This is a genomic window from Stutzerimonas kirkiae, from assembly GCF_004327335.1.
Lineage (GTDB): Bacteria > Pseudomonadota > Gammaproteobacteria > Pseudomonadales > Pseudomonadaceae > Stutzerimonas > Stutzerimonas kirkiae.
Genome location: NZ_QJUO01000053.1, coordinates 1 through 15,470, shown reverse-complemented (window position 1 = coordinate 15,470; position 15,470 = coordinate 1). Strand labels below are relative to the sequence as shown.

Below are 15,470 nucleotides of genomic sequence, written 5' to 3'. Positions count from 1 at the left end.
GCCGGACGAGAAGCGCGACTACCTTGCCGCTTCTCGTCCAGCCTCCAGCGCTCTTTTCGATTCGTTTCCACGCATGGCATGACCGCCCGGCTCAAATACCCAGGCACAGGTATTTGATTTCCAGGTACTCATCCAGCCCGTATTTTGAACCTTCGCGGCCCAGGCCGGAAGATTTCATACCGCCGAATGGCGCCACTTCGTTGGAAATCAGCCCGGTGTTAATGCCGACCATACCGTATTCCAGCGCCTCGGCGACACGGAACACGCGGCTCAGGTCACGCGAGTAAAAATAGGCGGCCAGTCCGAACTCGGTATCGTTGGCCTGGGCAATCACTTCGGCCTCGTCGCGGAAGCGGAACAGCGGCGCCAGCGGGCCGAAGGTTTCTTCACGCGCCACCCGCATATCGGCAGTGACGCCGGTGATCACCGTCGGCTCGAAGAAGTTGCCGCCCAGGGCATGCGCCTGGCCGCCCTGGATGACCCTGGCGCCCTTGCCCAGGGCATCGTCCAGGTGCTCGCGCACCTTGTCCAGCGCCCTCCCATCGATCAACGGCCCGGTGCTCACGCCCGCCTCGCTGCCAGGGCCGACCCGCAGCTTCGCCACCGCGGCAGCCAGCTTTTCGGCGAAGGCATCGTAGACTCGCTCATGTACATACAGGCGGTTGGCGCAGACACAAGTCTGCCCGGCATTGCGGAACTTGGACACCATCGCCCCCTCGACCGCCGCGTCCAGGTCGGCATCCTCGAAGACGATGAACGGCGCGTTGCCGCCCAGCTCCAGCGAGAGCTTCTTCAGGGTCGGCGCACACTGCTCCATCAGTCGGATACCGACGCCGGTCGAGCCGGTGAACGACAGTTTGCGCACGATGGGGTTCTCGCACAGCTCGCCGCCGACCTCGCGGGAGCGCTCCACATCGGCGGTGATCACACTGAACAGCCCGGAGGGAATACCAGCGCGCTCGGCCAGTTCGGCCAGTGCCAGTGCGGAGAACGGCGTCTGCGGTGCCGGCTTGAGCACCATGGCGCAACCGGCGGCCAGCGCCGGGCCGGCCTTGCGGGTGATCATCGCGGCGGGAAAGTTCCACGGCGTGATGGCGGCGGTGACACCGATCGGTTCCTTCTGCACGATCAGCCGCTTGTCCGCCTGGTGGCCGGGAATGGTATCGCCATAGGCACGCTTGGCCTCTTCGGCGAACCATTCGATAAAGGACGCCGCATAGGCGATCTCACCCCTGGCCTCGGCCAGCGGCTTGCCCTGCTCGGCGGTCATGATGCGGGCCAGGTCCTCCTGGTTGGCCAGCACCAGTTCATACCAGCGGCGCAGTCGCGCCGAACGCTCCTTGGCCGCCAGCGCGCGCCAGGCCGGCTGCGCGGCCCTGGCCGCGTCGATGGCGCGGCGGGTTTCGCCGCGGCCCATATTGGGCACCTGGCCAATCGTTCGGCCATCGGCCGGGTTGCGGATTTCGGTACGTTCGCCGCCGTCGGCATCGCACCAGAGGCCGTTCACATAGGCCTGCTGGCGCAGCAGGCTAGGGTCTTGCAGGAGCAGGGTCATCGATGGGGTTCCTTGAAATCAGTCGGGCTGCTGGGTGCGCAGGCGTTCGCTACGGCCGCGCAGCCACTCCAGGGTGAGCAGCAGCAGGATGGAAAAACCGATCAGCAGGGTCGCCGCCGCCGCGATGGTCGGGCTGAGGTTCTCGCGGATACCGCTGAACATCTGCCGCGGCAAGGTGACCTGCTCGGGGCCGGCGAGGAACAGCGTCGCCACCACCTCGTCGAAGGAAGTGGCGAAGGCGAACAGCGCCCCCGACACCACCCCCGGCGCGATCAGCGGCAGCGTCACCCGGCGGAAGGCGGTGAACGGCGAGGCACCGAGGCTGGCGGCGGCGCGCACCAGGTTGTGGTTGAAGCCCTGCAGCGTGGCCGACACGGTGATGACCACGAAGGGCACACCGAGCACCGCATGCACCAGGATCAGCGAGATATAGCTGTTGCCCATGCCCAGCGGCGCGAAGAACAGGTAGCTGGCGACACCGACGATCACCACCGGTACCACCATCGGCGAGATCAGGATGCTCATCACCAGCGCCTTGCCACGGAACTCGCCACGGGTCAGGCCAATGGCCGCCAGAGTGCCCAGCACCATCGCCAGCAGGGTCGCGGCGGGCGCCACGATCAGGCTGTTCTTCAGCGCGCGCATCCAGCTCGCCGAGGTGAAGAAGTCCTCGTACCAGCGCAGCGAGAAGGACTCGATCGGATAGACCAGGAAGGTGCCGGCGTTGAACGACAGCGGCACTATCACCAGCACCGGCAGGATCAGGAACAGCAGCACCAGGGCGCAGATGACGCGCAGTGCGTAGTACCAGATGCGCTCCGGCAGGGACATGCAGGGATTGATCATGCTCATGTTGGACCTCTCAACCCAGGCGCAGGCGGTTCGCGCCCACCAGCCAGCTATAGATGACGTACAGCACCAGGGTGGCCAGCAGCAGCAGGCCGCCGAGCGCCGTCGCCATGCCCCAGTTGATGGATGTGTTGGTGTAGAAGGCCACGAAGTAGCTGACCATCTGGTCGCCCGGGCTGCCCAGCAGCGCCGGCGTGATGTAGTAGCCGATGGACAGGATGAACACCAGCAGGCAGCCGGCACTGACCCCGGCCAGGGTCTGCGGGAAGTACACACGCCAGAAGCTGACGAACGGATGGCAGCCGAGGGAAATCGCCGCGCGCATATAGGTCGGCGAAATGTTCTTCATCACGCTGTAGATCGGCAGGATCATGAACGGCAGCATGATATGCACCATCGAGATATAGACCCCGGTACGGTTGAACACCAGTTGCAGCGGCTCGTCGATGATACCCAGCGCCTGCAATGCGCCGTTGATCAGCCCGCCCGACTGCAGCAGCACGATCCAGGCCGCCACCCGCACCAGGATCGAGGTCCAGAACGGCAGCAGCACCAGGATCATCAGCAGGTTGCTCTGCCGCGTCGGCAGGTTGGCCAGCAGGTAGGCCAGCGGATAGGCCAGCACCAGGCAGATGGCGGTGATCGCCAGCCCCATCCAGAAGGTACGGGCGAAGATATCCAGGTAGATCGCCTGGTCCGGCGTGGCGCGGGTCAGTTCGCCCAGTTCGTCGATACGGTGATCGAGGGCCGCCAGCAGGTAATAGGGCGTGACGCTGCTGGCATTGCGGCGGATCACCTGCCAGTAGGCGGGGTCGCCCCAGCGTTCGTCCAGCGCTTCCAGGGCATCCTTGTAGGACTCCGGGGTTTCCTTGAAGGGCAGCGCCCGTGCGGTCTTGGCCATCAGGCTGCGATAGCCGGCCAGTTCCATGTTCATGCGCTTGGAAAGATCGCCCAGGGTCTGCTGGCGCCGCGCCTCGGCCAGGTCCAGGGCCAATGCCTGGTAGGCCGGCTCTTCGGGCAGGCCCTTGCCGCTCCAGTCTTCGATGGCGACCACGGTGCGCGGCATCGAGCCGACCACCTCGGGGTTGTCCACGCTGCGCTCGAGCAAGGCGATCATCGGCACCAGGAAGACCAGCAACACGAAGGCCAGCAACGGCAGGATCAGCAGTTGCGACTTCAGGCGATTGACACGTTCGGCACGCGCCAGGCGTTTTTTCAGTGAAGGGCTGGCACCCTCTGCCAGGGGCATGGCTGCGTCCATAGTTAACTCCGGAAAAGATGGAAACGCCCCGGCGACATGGCCAGAGGCTTGACCGTAGGAGCGGGCTTGCCCGCGAATGGGGCCTGTGCCCCAAGGGCTTCGCGGGCAAGCCCGCTCCTACGGCATCGACTCAGTTGCGCGCGGCCCAGGCGTTGAAGCGCTGCTCCAGTTGCTCGCCGTAGTCGGCCCAGAACACCACATCCATCGCGACCTGGTTGACGATGTTCTGCGGCGCGGTAGGCATCTGCTCCAGCAACTGCGGATCGAGCAGTTCCAGCGCCTTTTTGTTGGCCGGACCGTAGGCGATATTCTGCGAGTAAACCTTCTGCTGCTCGGGCTGCACGCTGAAACGGATGAATTCCCTGGCGGCTTCCTGCGCCTTGGCGCCACGCGGAATGGCCCAGGCGTCGAAATCGTAGATACCGCCATTCCAGACGATCTGCAGGTTGCTCTCCTGCTGTACGGCGGCGATCCGGCCGTTATACGCGGAGCTCATCACCACGTCGCCCGAGGCCAGGAACTGCGGCGGCTGGGCGCCGGCTTCCCACCACTGGATATGCGACTTGATCTGGTCCAGCTTGGCGAAGGCGCGATCCTGGCCGGCACGCTTGGACAGCACTTCGTAGACATCCTTGGGCGCCACGCCATCGGCCATCAGCGCGAACTCCAGGGTGTACTTGGCGCCCTTGCGCAGGCCGCGCTTGCCGGGAAACTTCTGCACATCCCAGAAATCCGCCCAACTGGTCGGCGCCGTCTTCAACTTGTCGGCGTTGTAGGCCAGTACCGTCGACCAGACGAAGAAGCCGACCCCGCACGGGGAGATCGCACCCTCGACGAAATCCTCGCTGGCACCGGCCAGTTCCTCGTCGAGTTCCTCGAACAGCCCCTCGTCGCAGCCACGCGCCAGCTCCGGCGACTCCAGCTCCACCAGGTTCCAGGAAACACTGTTGGTGTCGACCATGGCCTTGACCCGCGCCATCTCGCCATTGAACTCACCCGCGATGATCTTGCCGTTGCCGGCCTTCTCCCAGGGCTGGTAGAACGCCTTGACCTGTGCGGCCTTGTTGGCGCCACCGAAGGACACCACGGTCAGGTCGGCGGCCTGCGCCGACACGGCTGCGGCCAGGGTCAGGGCGAACGCACCTATCCTGTATTTGTTCTTGGTCATCATCATCTGCTCCAGTTGGCTTGAATATCAGAGGCTGTTTGGCTGGGGATCGAGCGCGCGGACATGTTCGACATGCCAGCCCAGCGGAATGACATCGCCCACCGCCAGGCTCGGGTCGAGCTCGGCGATCGGCTGTTTGACGAAGAAATCCTTGGCGCCACAGACCTCCAGGCGCACCCGGACGTGATCGCCCAGGTAGATGAACTCTTCCACGCGGCCGGAGAAACGGTTGCCGCACGACTCGCTGGCGCCGTTCAGACGGATGCGTTCCGGGCGCACCGAAAGGGTCACCGGATCGCCCGGATTGCCGACCCTGACCGCCAGCGCCTCGACCTTCTCGCCACGCGCCAGGCTGACCACGCAACGGTCGCCGTCACAACTGAGCAGGCGGCCATCGAGGCGGTTGTTCTCGCCGATGAAGTTGGCGACGAAGGTATTGCTCGGAAACTCGTACAATTCACGTGGCGATGCGATCTGCTGGATCTCGCCCTGGTGGAACACCGCCACGCGGTCGGACATGGTCAGCGCCTCGCCCTGGTCGTGGGTGACGTAGACCACGGTCACGCCCAGGCGCTCATGGATATGCTTGATCTCCATCTGCATGTGTTCGCGCAACTGTTTGTCCAGCGCGCCCAGCGGCTCGTCCATCAGTACCAGTTGCGGCTCGAACACCAGCGCGCGGGCCAGCGCCACCCGCTGCTGCTGGCCACCGGAGAGCTGGCCGGGGTAGCGCGAAGCGAAGGAATCCAGTTGCACCATCGACAGTGCGCGCTTGACCCGCTCGCTGCTGTCGGTGCGGTTGATGCCACGCACCGACAGCGGGAAGGCCAGGTTCTCGGCCACCGTCATGTGCGGGAACAGCGCATAGTTCTGGAACACCATGCCGATATCGCGCTTGTGCGGCGGCACGTTGTTGAGGGAGCGCCCACCCAGCTCGATCACCCCGGAGGTTGGCGTCTCGAAGCCTGCCAGCATCATCAGGCTGGTGGTCTTGCCCGAACCGGAAGGCCCGAGCAGCGTCAGGAACTCGCCCTTGCGGATGTCCAGGTTGAGGTCCTTGACGATCAGCGATTCGCCATCGTAGGTCTTCTGCACACTGCGGAAGCTGACCAGCACTGCGCTATCGTGAATCTCGGCCATGCCACACCCTTTCGTTATCTGTCTGGATGGAAACAGCCTAAACAGGACGACAGAACGAAAAAATCGGACGGCAGGAGAGATTGTCATAAGGCTGCGGGAAAGGTTGCTGTAGGGCGAGGACTACAGACCAAAGTCCAAATGTGGCTGTCGCACAGGTCCCACGGGGGATGCCCGCCGCGTACGCGCCTCATGGAAGCCCCATCGTCCCCGTGCAGGCGGGGCCACCAGGTGCGCGGTGTCAGGGCTATCGTATGGATTCCCCACGCCTGCGCGGGAATGACGAAAGAGATGCCCCAAAGAGCCGGAAACAGCGTGGGAAGGCTCGTGGCGGGAGGGAAAAGTCCGCTCTCTGCCCGAAAGCAACGCGTCTGCGTTCAACGTCCCAGCCTCCGGTGTGCTTCACAAGCACAAGGCACTGCGGTTTCAGCCCGAACGCTCGGACAACAGCGCCAGCAGATGCTCCAGCACTGCATCCGGGCGCTCCAGCATAAGCTGGTGGCCAGCCCCCGATAGCACCTCGAAGTGCTCGCCCTGCAAGCGCTCCGCCAGTGCCCAGGCGCCCTCCGCCGGGGTGACGCGGTCGGCCTCGCCGGCCAGCACCCGCACCCGAGCGCCGAGCGGCCCGATGTCTTCGGGTATCCAGCGGCCCTGGTTGAGCAACGCCTTGAACACATGCAGGGCATTGCGCCGGGTCAGGGCATCCTCGTAGGCCACCAGTTCCGGATCGCTGGCAGGGTGCCAGGCCGCCTGGCGGAAGCCCTTGGCCAGCAGCGGCCGGATCAGTTCCAGCACCCAGGCCGGCAGGCGCAGCAGGTCGCTGCGCAGCGGCACCTGCAACTGGGTGCCCAGCAGCAGCACGCCGTCGATGGCTGGCCGTGCCGGCTCCGTCGGCAGGCGTTGCAGCGCGCTGAGGGTCAGCGCGGTACCGAAGGAATGCGCCACCAGCACGTTGCGCTCGCCGGCAAAGCGCCGAAGGATCGCCAACTGGTCCGCCACCAGTTCGTCCCAGGCATAGGCCGCCGCCTGGCGTGGCCGGTCGCTGGTGCCATGACCCAGCAGGTCCCAGGCCACCAGGTTGTGCCCGGACAGGCGTGGGTCGCGCCACAGCTCGCGCCACTGGTCCTGGTTGCCGCCACCGCCATGGGCGAAGAACAGGGTGTAACCCCGCGGGTCGCTGCCCGGGCGGTGCGCCAGGCTGAGCAGGCGCCCCGGGCGGACTTCCAGGCGCGGACCATGGACGATGGGGTGAGGATCGGTTTCAGCCATGGACAAGTTCCTCGTTCACGTTTTCAGGGCCGGCCAGGCCAAAGCGCTCGCGCAGGGACTGACCGGTGTAATGGCTGCGGAACAGACCACGGCGCTGCAATTCGGGGATAACCCGTTGCACGAAATCGTCGAGCCCGCCGGGCAGCCAGGCCGGCATGACGTTGAAGCCATCGGCGCCGTACTGGCGGAACCAGTGTTCCATCTGGTCGGCGATCTGCGTGGCGGTGCCAACCACCGCCAGGTGCCCGCGCGCCCTGGCGATACGCAGGTAGAGCTGGCGGATGCTCAGCCGCTCGGCGTGCGCCATCTCCACCAGCAACTGCTGGCGGCTGCGCCCCGACTCGGTGAGCGGCAGTTCGGGCAACGGCCCGTCCAGGGGATAGCGGGAAAGGTCGGTGCCGCCGGCCACGTCGGACAGCAGCGACAGGCCGACCTCGGGCTGGATCAACGCCTGCAGTTGTTCGTGGCGTTCCTGCGCCTCGCTCGCCGTGTCGCCGATGATCGGCAGGATGCCCGGCATGATCTTCAACTGCCCCGGCGTGCGTCCGTGCGCCGCCATGCGCCCCTTCACATCGAGATAGAAACTGCGAGCACTTTCGAAACTGGGCCGGGCGGTGAACAGCACCTCGGCGTACCGGGCGGCGAAATCACGCCCGGCCTCGGAATCGCCCGCCAGCACCTGTACCGGCGCACCGCCCTGCTCGGCCCAGTGCGCCTGTACCTGCGCCCGGAAACGTTCGGCCAGGCCATAGCGCTCGGCATGGGCGAAGTGCTGTTCGCGGCCGAAATTGGCAGCCTCGCGGGCATTGCTGGAGGTCACCAGGTTCCAGCCGCAACGATTGCCGCTGATGGCCTGCAGGCTGCTGAAGCTGGCCGCCACACTGCGCACGTCGTTGTAGGAGGTGGTGACGGTGGCGATCAGGCCGATATGCCGGGTCGTGGCGGCCAGCGCGGCGAGCAGCGTCAGCGGCTCGAAGTGCTCGGTGCGCGCCATGCGGCTCAGCGCTTGCGGCTCACCGGGCAGCATGGCCAGGGTATCGGAGAGGAAGATCGCATCAAAGCAGCCCTGCTCCGCCGTGCGCGCCAGCCGCCGGTAGTGCTCGATATCGAGTCCGCCATCGGCGCTGGCATCCGGGTGGCGCCAGCCCGCCACATGGTGCCCGGTGGCCATCAGGAAAGCGTTGAGATGCAGCGTTTCATGGGTTCTGGCAGTCATGTCGTCTCGGTCACGGCAGCGGTTGCGGCAAACGCCGCCGGGCCGGCATGGGCGGCCAGCAGCATGCGGGTCTGGGGGTGTCGCGGGCTGGCGAGCAACTCGCCGGTGGCGGCGTTTTCCACCACCTGGCCCTGGTGCATGACCAGTACGCGGTCGCACAGCCGCACGGCGACGCCCAGGTCATGGGTGATGAAGATCAGCGCCAGGCCAAGCTTCGCCTGCAGGCGTTCGAGCAGTTCGAGGATCTGCGCCTGGACCAGTGCATCCAGCGCCGATACGCACTCGTCGGCCACCAGCACCCGAGGCTTCATCAGCAGCGCCCGGGCGATGGCCAGGCGCTGCCGCTGGCCGCCGGAAAAGGCGTGCGGGTAGGCCTCGAAGGCACTGGCCGGCAGGCCGACCCACTGCAGGTATTGCCGTGCCTCGCGCTCGGCCACGGCGCGCTCGACGCCTTGCGCCAGCGGCCCGGCGAGCAGCGTATCGCCGATGCGCCGGCGCGGATTGAACGAAGCCGAAGGGTCCTGGAAGACCATCTGGATCTGCGGGCGCAGCGCACGCAGGCTGCGCCCACCGAGGCTGAGCAGTTCGCGCCCGTCGAGGCGGATGCTGCCCCGGTCCAGCGGCAGCAGCCGCAGCAGGGCCCTGGCCAGGGTGGACTTTCCCGAACCGGACTCGCCAACGATCCCCAGTGTTTCGCCCGGCCGCAGTTGCAGGTCTACTCCGTCCAGAGCGGTCACCGCCTGCCGCCGCAGGCCGTGGCGCTGCCAATGGCGCTTGTGCAGGTCATGGGCCACCAATACGGGTTCGGCAACGGCCGGTTGGCGGGCGCTGCGCGGTTGCAGGCGGGTCGCCGCCAGCAGGCTGCGGGTGTAGTCGGCCCGGGGATTCTCCAGTACCTGCTGGCACTCGCCCTGCTCGACCACCATGCCATCGCGCATCACCAGCACCCGCTCCGCCACCGCCCGGACCACCGAGAAGTCATGGGTAATCAGCAACACCGCCATGCCCTTGTCGCGGCGAATACGTTGCAGCAGGTCGAGGATCTGCACGCGGGTCGCGGCATCCAGCGCCGAGGTCGCCTCATCGGCGATCAACAGACGCGGCTCGCAGGCCAGGGCCATGGCGATGGCCACCCGCTGCCGCTGCCCGCCGGACAACTGGAAGGGATAGGCCCGGCGCAACCGCTCCACCCGCGGCAGGCCGACATAATTCAACAGCTCCAGTACCCGCGCCAGCCGCTCGGACCGGCGCAGGGCGGTATGCAGGCGCAGGCCTTCGTCGATCTGCGCGCCGACAGGTTGCAGCGGATTCAGTGCGGCCAGCGGGTCCTGCGCCACCAGGGCGATTTCGCGCCCGCGTATGTCACGCATCCCTCGCGATCCCAGGCGCAGCAGGTCGCGCCCGTCCAATTGGACGCTGCCCGCCGCCACCGTCACCCCCGCCGGCAGCAGGCCGAGGATGGCCGCTCCCAGGGTCGATTTACCCGAACCCGATTCGCCGACCACACACAGCAGTTCGCCACGCCCGAGCTGCACATCCACGTCATGCAAGGCATGCTCGCGTTCCGCCGATGCCGGCAGGCGCACGGACAGGCCGCGTATGCTCAGAAGGCTCTCGTTCACGCCACACCCCGCTCGCGCACGTTGCAGGCCACCCGCAAGCCTTCGCCGACCTGATGCACGGCCAGCACGGTGAACAGGATCGCCAGCCCCGGCCAGAGGCTCAGCCACCAGGCTTGGCGCGCCAGGTTGCGCGCACCGTCGATCATCGTGCCCCAGCTCATCGCCTCGGGGTCACCCAGGCCGAGGAAGGACAGCGCCGACTCACCGAGAATCGCCGTCGCCATCACCAGCCCGGCCAACGCCAGCACCGCGGGCAGCGCATTGGGCAGGATCTCGACGAAAGCGATATGCCAGGGACCGAGCCCGGCCGTGCGCGCCGCCAGCACGAACTCGCGCTGGCGCAAGGCGAGGAATTCGCTGCGCACGATACGCGCCACCGGCGGCCAGGCCGCCAGGGTCAGCGCCAGTACCAGGGAAAAGGTCGAAGGCTCGAGGATCGCCACCAGGATGACCGCCAGGAACAGCCCTGGGATGACCTGGAAAATATCGCTCAGGCGCATCAGCACGCTGTCCAGCCAACCGCCGAAATAACCGGCGAGCGCTCCGGCCAGCACGCCCAGCGACAAGGTCGAAAATAGCGTCAGCAGGCCGATACCGAGGGATACACGGGCACCGAACAGCAGCCCGGCCAGCGGATCGCGCCCAAGCAGGTCGGTGCCCAGCGGCCATTGCCGGGACGCCAGCGGCGGTTGCAGCGGCGGCGCCACCATCGCCCAGGGTGTCTGCGGATACAACCAGGGCGCCAGCAGCGCCAGCACGCCCAATGCCAGCAGGAACAGCAGGCTGGCCATGGCGGCCGGTTGTCGGGCAAAGCGTATCGCTACGCTCATGCGCGCTCTCCTACAACCGCCAGACGCGGATCGAGCAAGTAGCAGAGCAGTTCGCCAAGCAGGTTGCCCAGCAGCACCAGCAACGAGATCACCAGGAATACGCCGAGCAGCAGCGGGTAGTCGCGGGCCTCCAGCGACTCGTAGAGCAGGCGCCCGATACCGGGCCAGGCGTACACCACCTCCACCAGCAGGCTGGCGCTGGCCAGTTGCCCCAGTTGCAGGCCGACATAGGTTGTCACTGGCAACAGGGCGTTACGCAGCACATGTCGCAGCAGCACGCGGGCCTCGCTGGCGCCCTTGGCGCGGGCACTGCGGACGAACTCTTGGGAAAAGGCTTCGAACATGGCCGCCCGGGCCAGTTGCACGTACACCGCGAGAAACACGAAGCTCAGCGATAGCGCGGGCAACAGCAGGTGCCTGCCCACATCCAGCAGGTAGGGCCAGCCACTGAGGCCAGCGCCGACGGTTTCCATGCCGAACGCCGGCAGCCAGCCGAGCGCCACGGAAAACAGCATCACCAGCAGCAACGCCAGCCAGAAGGTCGGCGTGGCGAACAACAGCAGCACGCCCAGGCTGATCAGCCGGTCCAGCCAGCCGCCATGCTGGCGGCTCCAGGCCGCCAGTACACCGAGGGCGATACCCGCGACGCTGGACAGCAGCAGTGCCGCCAGCAGCAGCAACAGGGTCGCCGGCAGGCGCTCGGCGATCAGTGGCCAGACCGGCGCCTGGTTACGCTGCGAGTAGCCCAGGTCGCCTTGCGCCAGGCCGCCGAGGTAGTCGACCAGTTGCACGCCCAGCGGGCGGTCCAGGCCCATGTCGCGGCGCAGTTGCTCGACGTAGGCCGGGTCGTCCAGGCCGGCCGCGCTGGCCATGCTCAGCGCCGGGTCGCCAGGCGCCAGGCGCAGCAGCAGGAAGGTGCCGACCAGCACTGCGAGCACCACCAGCAGCACCCGCCCCAGGCGCAGGGCGAAGAAGCCCAGCCCCTGGGCCAGGACGGCGCCCGCACTCATCGAGCGGCCTCCTCCAGGAACACGTCCTCGAGACTGTCATTGAGGCTGGTGGCGCTGCGCAGCAGGTTCTGCACCTGCGGCTGGTGAAGGGTCGGGAAGGCCATGTCGAAGATCGGCAGGATCGGCAGTTCGTGATTGAGCACGCCCTCCAGGCGACGATAGGCCGCCACGCGGCCCGCCTCGTCCACGGCGTTCACCGCCTCCTGCCAGAGGCCGTCGGCCTCGGGATTGACGTAGCCCACCACATTGTTGAATGGCGAACCCTTGAGAATATTGTCGCTGCGATACAGGTAGGAGGTGGACAGGTAGGGGTCGCCCACCTGGAAGATGAAGTTATAGGTCAGGTCGAACTCCCAGTCGCTGACGCGCTGGTACCAGGTGGCGGAGTCGGAAGTCACCACCTGCACCTTGATACCGAGCGGCTGCAAGGCCTGGCGGGTGTACTCGGCCAGGCGCTCCCAGGCGCCACCCTTCTCACCGTTGAGCAGGCGCAGGCGCAGCTTGCCGGTATCCACGCCGGACTCCGCGATCAGTTGCCGGGCCCTGTCCGGGTTGTAGTCGTGCCGTGGCAGTTGCGGATCATGCTCGGGGCTACCGGGGGCGAACACGCCGTGCGCCGGGCTGCCGGTGCCGAAGAAGATATTGTCGACGATGAACTGGCGGTCCAGCGACAGCAGGATCGCCTCGCGGACCCTGGCATCGTCCAGCCCCGGCTTGCGCGTGTTGAGTTGCAGGAAGGCCTGGCCGTGGAACAGCTCCCAGCCCTTTTCGCGGCGCACCACGCCGGGCAGGGCGGCCAGGCGGGCAAGATCGGCGTAATCGGCATCGCCGCTGCGCAATACCTGAACGTCGCCACGCTCGAACGCCACCGCCCGCGAGGCGGCATCGGGGATCACATGGAAAACCACGGCATCCAGGTACGGCAGGCCGGCCTTCCAGTAGTCGGGGTTGCGCCCCAGGCGTATGTAGGCGCCACGCTTCCACTCCTTGAAGATGAAGGGCCCGGTGCCGATCGGCTGCTGGTTGACCGGGTTGGCGCGGTAGTCGCCCTTGCTCTCGTAGAGGTGCCTGGCGACGATCGGGCGCAGGCCGCTGCCGAGGGAGGCCAGCAGCGGCGAGAAGGGTTTCTTCAGCCGCAGGGTGACCTGCAACGGTCCGCTGGCCTCGATGCTGGCGAAGAACTCATCGTTCAACGAGCGCTGGCGCGGGTCCACCGCCGGGTAGAAATCACGCAGGGTGAACACCACGTCATCGGCGCCGAAGGGCTGGCCGTCATGCCACTTCACACCCTCCTGCAGGTCGAAGACCCAGGTCAGGCGGTCATCGCCGAGCGTCCAGCGGCGAGCCAGCACCGGTACGGGCTCAAGCGCATTGTCGAACCGCAGCAGGCTTTGCAGCACCTTGCCGCTGACGTATTGGGTCGAGACATGGGACACCAGCGCGTGCACCAGCGCCGGCGGCTCCGGCTGGACGACCAGGCCCAGCGTGCCGCCGCGCACCGGCTCGGCAGACGCAGCGGGCAGCCAGGCCAGCATAAGTGCGCTTGCCAGTACACCAAGGGTGGAACGTAATCCGCTACGCGGGCGGCTGGCTGATTGGCTGTGAGGCATCGTTCATCTCGTCACGGATCAAAGGACGAGAGAACGGGAGCAAGCGCCATGCCAGCGGCTTCAAGGCAGGCTCCGCGCGACCTGCGACGCCCTGGCCCCGGACAACTGCTGGGAAAACAGCAGGCCATGCCGCAGATTGCACGGAATCCAGCAACGCCCGGGCCACAGTCCCGCGCCAGACGGGCGCGCGGTGCTGGCACGGGCTTTGCGAAGCCCTGGGTCTGTTGACGATCAAATGTCGCGGAAAGCGTCTTGCGGGTGCGCCGTGCGTACCAGGGATAACGGCGCCGATTGTTCAGGTATGTATGCCGCACCCTAACGAGATGTGATTCGTGTCGCGACACTCGCCTTCCCCTACGGAGCCACCCGCATGCCCGCAGACTACCTCGGCAACCCCCTGTCCACCCGGGATGCCGCCACGCTCGCCGCCATCGACGACTTCATCGGCGGCTTCATCACCTACGAGCCCCGCGCCGAAGGCATCCTCGCCGCCGCCGAGGCCGCTCCCCGGGACCTGCCCGCCAATGTCTATGCCGGCTACCTGGCGATGCTTATCGAGTCGCCCGAGGCCATCCCGCTGGCCGGCCACTACCTGCAACGGGCCCGGCAGAACCTACACACGGACACGCCCTGGCGCGAACGCCGCCTGCTCGACCTGCTGCACGCCTGGCTCGACGACGACATCCCCACGGCCTTGCAACTGGCGGACCAGCTACTGCAGGCCCACCCCCGCGACCTGTGCAGCCTGAAGATCAGCCAGTACCTGCGCTTCAACCAGGGCGACTCGCCGGGCATGCTGCGCGTCGCCCTCGCAGCACTGCCCCACGCCGGCGAGATCGCCCAGTTGCACGGCATGCTGGCTTTCGCCTACGAGCAGTGCCACCTGCTCGCCGAAGCCGAGGCCGCCGCCCGCCACGCGCTGCGGCTGGAGCCCCGCGAGCCCTGGGCGCAGCATGCCCTGGCCCATGTGCTGCTGACCCAGGGGCGCATCGAGGAAGGCACGGCCTTTCTCGAATCGGTCAAGCATGGCTGGGACGGCCTCAATTCCTTCATGTACACCCATAACTGGTGGCACCTGGCGCTGTTCCACCTGGCCCGTGGCAACCTGCAACAGGTGCTGGATATCTACGACAAACATGTCTGGGGCATCCTGCCGGAGTATTCCCAGGACCAGATCGGCGCCACCTCCCTGCTGACCCGCCTGGAACTGGCCGGCGCCGACCTCGGCCCACGCTGGCAGGCCCTGGCCGACTACCTGCAAGTGCGCCAGCAGGACACCCTGCAACCCTTTCTCTCCCTGCAGTACCTCTATGGCCTGGCCCGCGCCGGCCGGCCGCAGGCGCAGACGCTGCTGGCCGCCCTGGAAAGCCGTGCGGCGAGCGCCCCCGAACACAGCAGGGCGGTCTGGCGCGACGTCACCCTGCCCGCTGCCCAAGGCCTGTACGCCCATACCCAGGGCGACTTCGAACGCGCCGCGCAACGTCTCGACCAGGCCTTGCCGCGCCTGGTCGAGGCCGGCGGTAGCCATGCCCAGCGCGACCTGTTCGCACTGATCGCCCAGGATGCCCACCTGCGCGCCGGACACTGGGTCACCGCCCAGCAGCTACTGGAACTGCGCCGCCGCTACGACGCCGACGACGTGCCGAGCAACCGGGCCCTGGCCCGGGTCTACCGCGAACTGGGCCTGCCGGGACTGGCCGAGCAGGCCGAGGGAAGGCTCCTGAACCGATAGAGCGCTGGCGGCAACCTCCGCCCCTCAATCGCTTCTTCCCACCCCTACGGATTTGTTCAATCCATGAACGGCTTCACGGTCTTCCCTGGCGAGACTCGATACAGTGCGGGCATCCATCAGCGACAAGGATGCCCGCCGTGCCCGGACAGCCCCTGCTCGACCCCAAGCTCGATGTCATCTTCAAGCGCCTGTTCGCCGAGGCACCGGATCT

Annotated in this window: 12 protein-coding genes; 1 reads left to right on the top strand and 11 read right to left on the bottom strand. The window is 66.8% G+C overall.

Going from position 1 to position 15,470, the window contains the following annotated elements; genetic code table 11:
• Positions 1 to 91: 91 nt before the first annotated feature.
• From gabD to DNJ95_RS18545, 11 genes are all read right to left on the bottom strand, one after another.
• Positions 92 to 1,549 carry an NADP-dependent succinate-semialdehyde dehydrogenase gene (gabD, locus tag DNJ95_RS18595; protein WP_242672003.1) on the bottom strand — a complete coding sequence of 486 codons (1,458 nt, stop codon included), beginning with the start codon at positions 1,547 to 1,549 and terminating at the stop codon, positions 92 to 94.
• A 24-nt stretch (positions 1,550 to 1,573) separates the two neighbouring features.
• Entirely contained in the window at positions 1,574 to 2,401 is an 828-nt protein-coding gene (locus tag DNJ95_RS18590; RefSeq protein WP_131186209.1) for an ABC transporter permease, read from the bottom strand.
• A 16-nt stretch (positions 2,402 to 2,417) separates the two neighbouring features.
• Positions 2,418 to 3,665: an ABC transporter permease gene (locus DNJ95_RS18585; protein WP_131186207.1), complete on the bottom strand. Its 1,248-nt coding sequence runs from the start codon at positions 3,663 to 3,665 to the stop codon at positions 2,418 to 2,420.
• 130 nt (positions 3,666 to 3,795) lie between these two features.
• On the bottom strand, positions 3,796 to 4,833 hold the full coding sequence (locus DNJ95_RS18580) for an ABC transporter substrate-binding protein (protein WP_131186206.1): 1,038 nt from the start codon (positions 4,831 to 4,833) through the stop codon (positions 3,796 to 3,798).
• Positions 4,834 to 4,860: 27 nt separating this feature from the next.
• The gene (locus DNJ95_RS18575; RefSeq protein WP_131186205.1) at positions 4,861 to 5,973 is read right to left on the bottom strand and encodes an ABC transporter ATP-binding protein; all 1,113 of its coding nucleotides are present in this window, start codon (positions 5,971 to 5,973) and stop codon (positions 4,861 to 4,863) included.
• A 423-nt stretch (positions 5,974 to 6,396) separates the two neighbouring features.
• The gene (locus tag DNJ95_RS18570) at positions 6,397 to 7,239 is read right to left on the bottom strand and encodes an alpha/beta fold hydrolase (RefSeq protein WP_131186204.1); all 843 of its coding nucleotides are present in this window, start codon (positions 7,237 to 7,239) and stop codon (positions 6,397 to 6,399) included.
• A complete protein-coding gene (locus tag DNJ95_RS18565; protein WP_131186203.1) occupies positions 7,232 to 8,455 on the bottom strand; it encodes an LLM class flavin-dependent oxidoreductase in 1,224 nt (407 codons plus the stop codon). Before DNJ95_RS18565 ends, DNJ95_RS18570 begins: the two co-directional genes overlap by 8 nt.
• Complete coding sequence (locus DNJ95_RS18560; RefSeq protein WP_131186202.1) at positions 8,452 to 10,077, bottom strand: dipeptide ABC transporter ATP-binding protein; 1,626 nt, start codon at positions 10,075 to 10,077, stop codon at positions 8,452 to 8,454. Before DNJ95_RS18560 ends, DNJ95_RS18565 begins: the two co-directional genes overlap by 4 nt.
• Positions 10,074 to 10,907 carry an ABC transporter permease gene (locus tag DNJ95_RS18555; protein ID WP_131186201.1) on the bottom strand — a complete coding sequence of 278 codons (834 nt, stop codon included), beginning with the start codon at positions 10,905 to 10,907 and terminating at the stop codon, positions 10,074 to 10,076. Before DNJ95_RS18555 ends, DNJ95_RS18560 begins: the two co-directional genes overlap by 4 nt.
• Positions 10,904 to 11,917 (bottom strand): ABC transporter permease, encoded by a 1,014-nt coding sequence (locus DNJ95_RS18550; protein ID WP_131186200.1) that lies wholly within the window; start codon positions 11,915 to 11,917, stop codon positions 10,904 to 10,906. Before DNJ95_RS18550 ends, DNJ95_RS18555 begins: the two co-directional genes overlap by 4 nt.
• Positions 11,914 to 13,452, bottom strand: a complete 1,539-nt coding sequence (locus tag DNJ95_RS18545) for an ABC transporter substrate-binding protein (RefSeq protein ID WP_131186199.1) — start codon at positions 13,450 to 13,452, stop codon at positions 11,914 to 11,916. The genes DNJ95_RS18550 and DNJ95_RS18545 overlap by 4 nt, the downstream gene beginning before the upstream one ends.
• 445 nt (positions 13,453 to 13,897) lie before the next feature.
• Between DNJ95_RS18545 and DNJ95_RS18540 the strand changes: the two genes are divergently transcribed.
• Positions 13,898 to 15,259, top strand: a complete 1,362-nt coding sequence (locus DNJ95_RS18540; protein WP_131186198.1) for a tetratricopeptide repeat protein — start codon at positions 13,898 to 13,900, stop codon at positions 15,257 to 15,259.
• The last annotated feature ends 211 nt before the right edge of the window (positions 15,260 to 15,470 follow it).

Coding starts and splice junctions, on each gene's coding strand:
- DNJ95_RS18580 (WP_131186206.1), bottom strand. CDS start 4,833: ATGACCAAGAACAAATACAGGATAGGTGCGTTCGCCCTGACCCTGGCC.
- DNJ95_RS18540 (WP_131186198.1), top strand. CDS start 13,898: ATGCCCGCAGACTACCTCGGCAACCCCCTGTCCACCCGGGATGCCGCC.
- DNJ95_RS18545 (WP_131186199.1), bottom strand. CDS start 13,452: ATGCTGGCCTGGCTGCCCGCTGCGTCTGCCGAGCCGGTGCGCGGCGGC.
- DNJ95_RS18550 (WP_131186200.1), bottom strand. CDS start 11,917: ATGAGTGCGGGCGCCGTCCTGGCCCAGGGGCTGGGCTTCTTCGCCCTG.
- DNJ95_RS18570 (WP_131186204.1), bottom strand. CDS start 7,239: ATGGCTGAAACCGATCCTCACCCCATCGTCCATGGTCCGCGCCTGGAA.
- DNJ95_RS18590 (WP_131186209.1), bottom strand. CDS start 2,401: ATGATCAATCCCTGCATGTCCCTGCCGGAGCGCATCTGGTACTACGCA.
- DNJ95_RS18575 (WP_131186205.1), bottom strand. CDS start 5,973: ATGGCCGAGATTCACGATAGCGCAGTGCTGGTCAGCTTCCGCAGTGTG.
- DNJ95_RS18565 (WP_131186203.1), bottom strand. CDS start 8,455: ATGACTGCCAGAACCCATGAAACGCTGCATCTCAACGCTTTCCTGATG.
- DNJ95_RS18585 (WP_131186207.1), bottom strand. CDS start 3,665: ATGGACGCAGCCATGCCCCTGGCAGAGGGTGCCAGCCCTTCACTGAAA.
- DNJ95_RS18555 (WP_131186201.1), bottom strand. CDS start 10,907: ATGAGCGTAGCGATACGCTTTGCCCGACAACCGGCCGCCATGGCCAGC.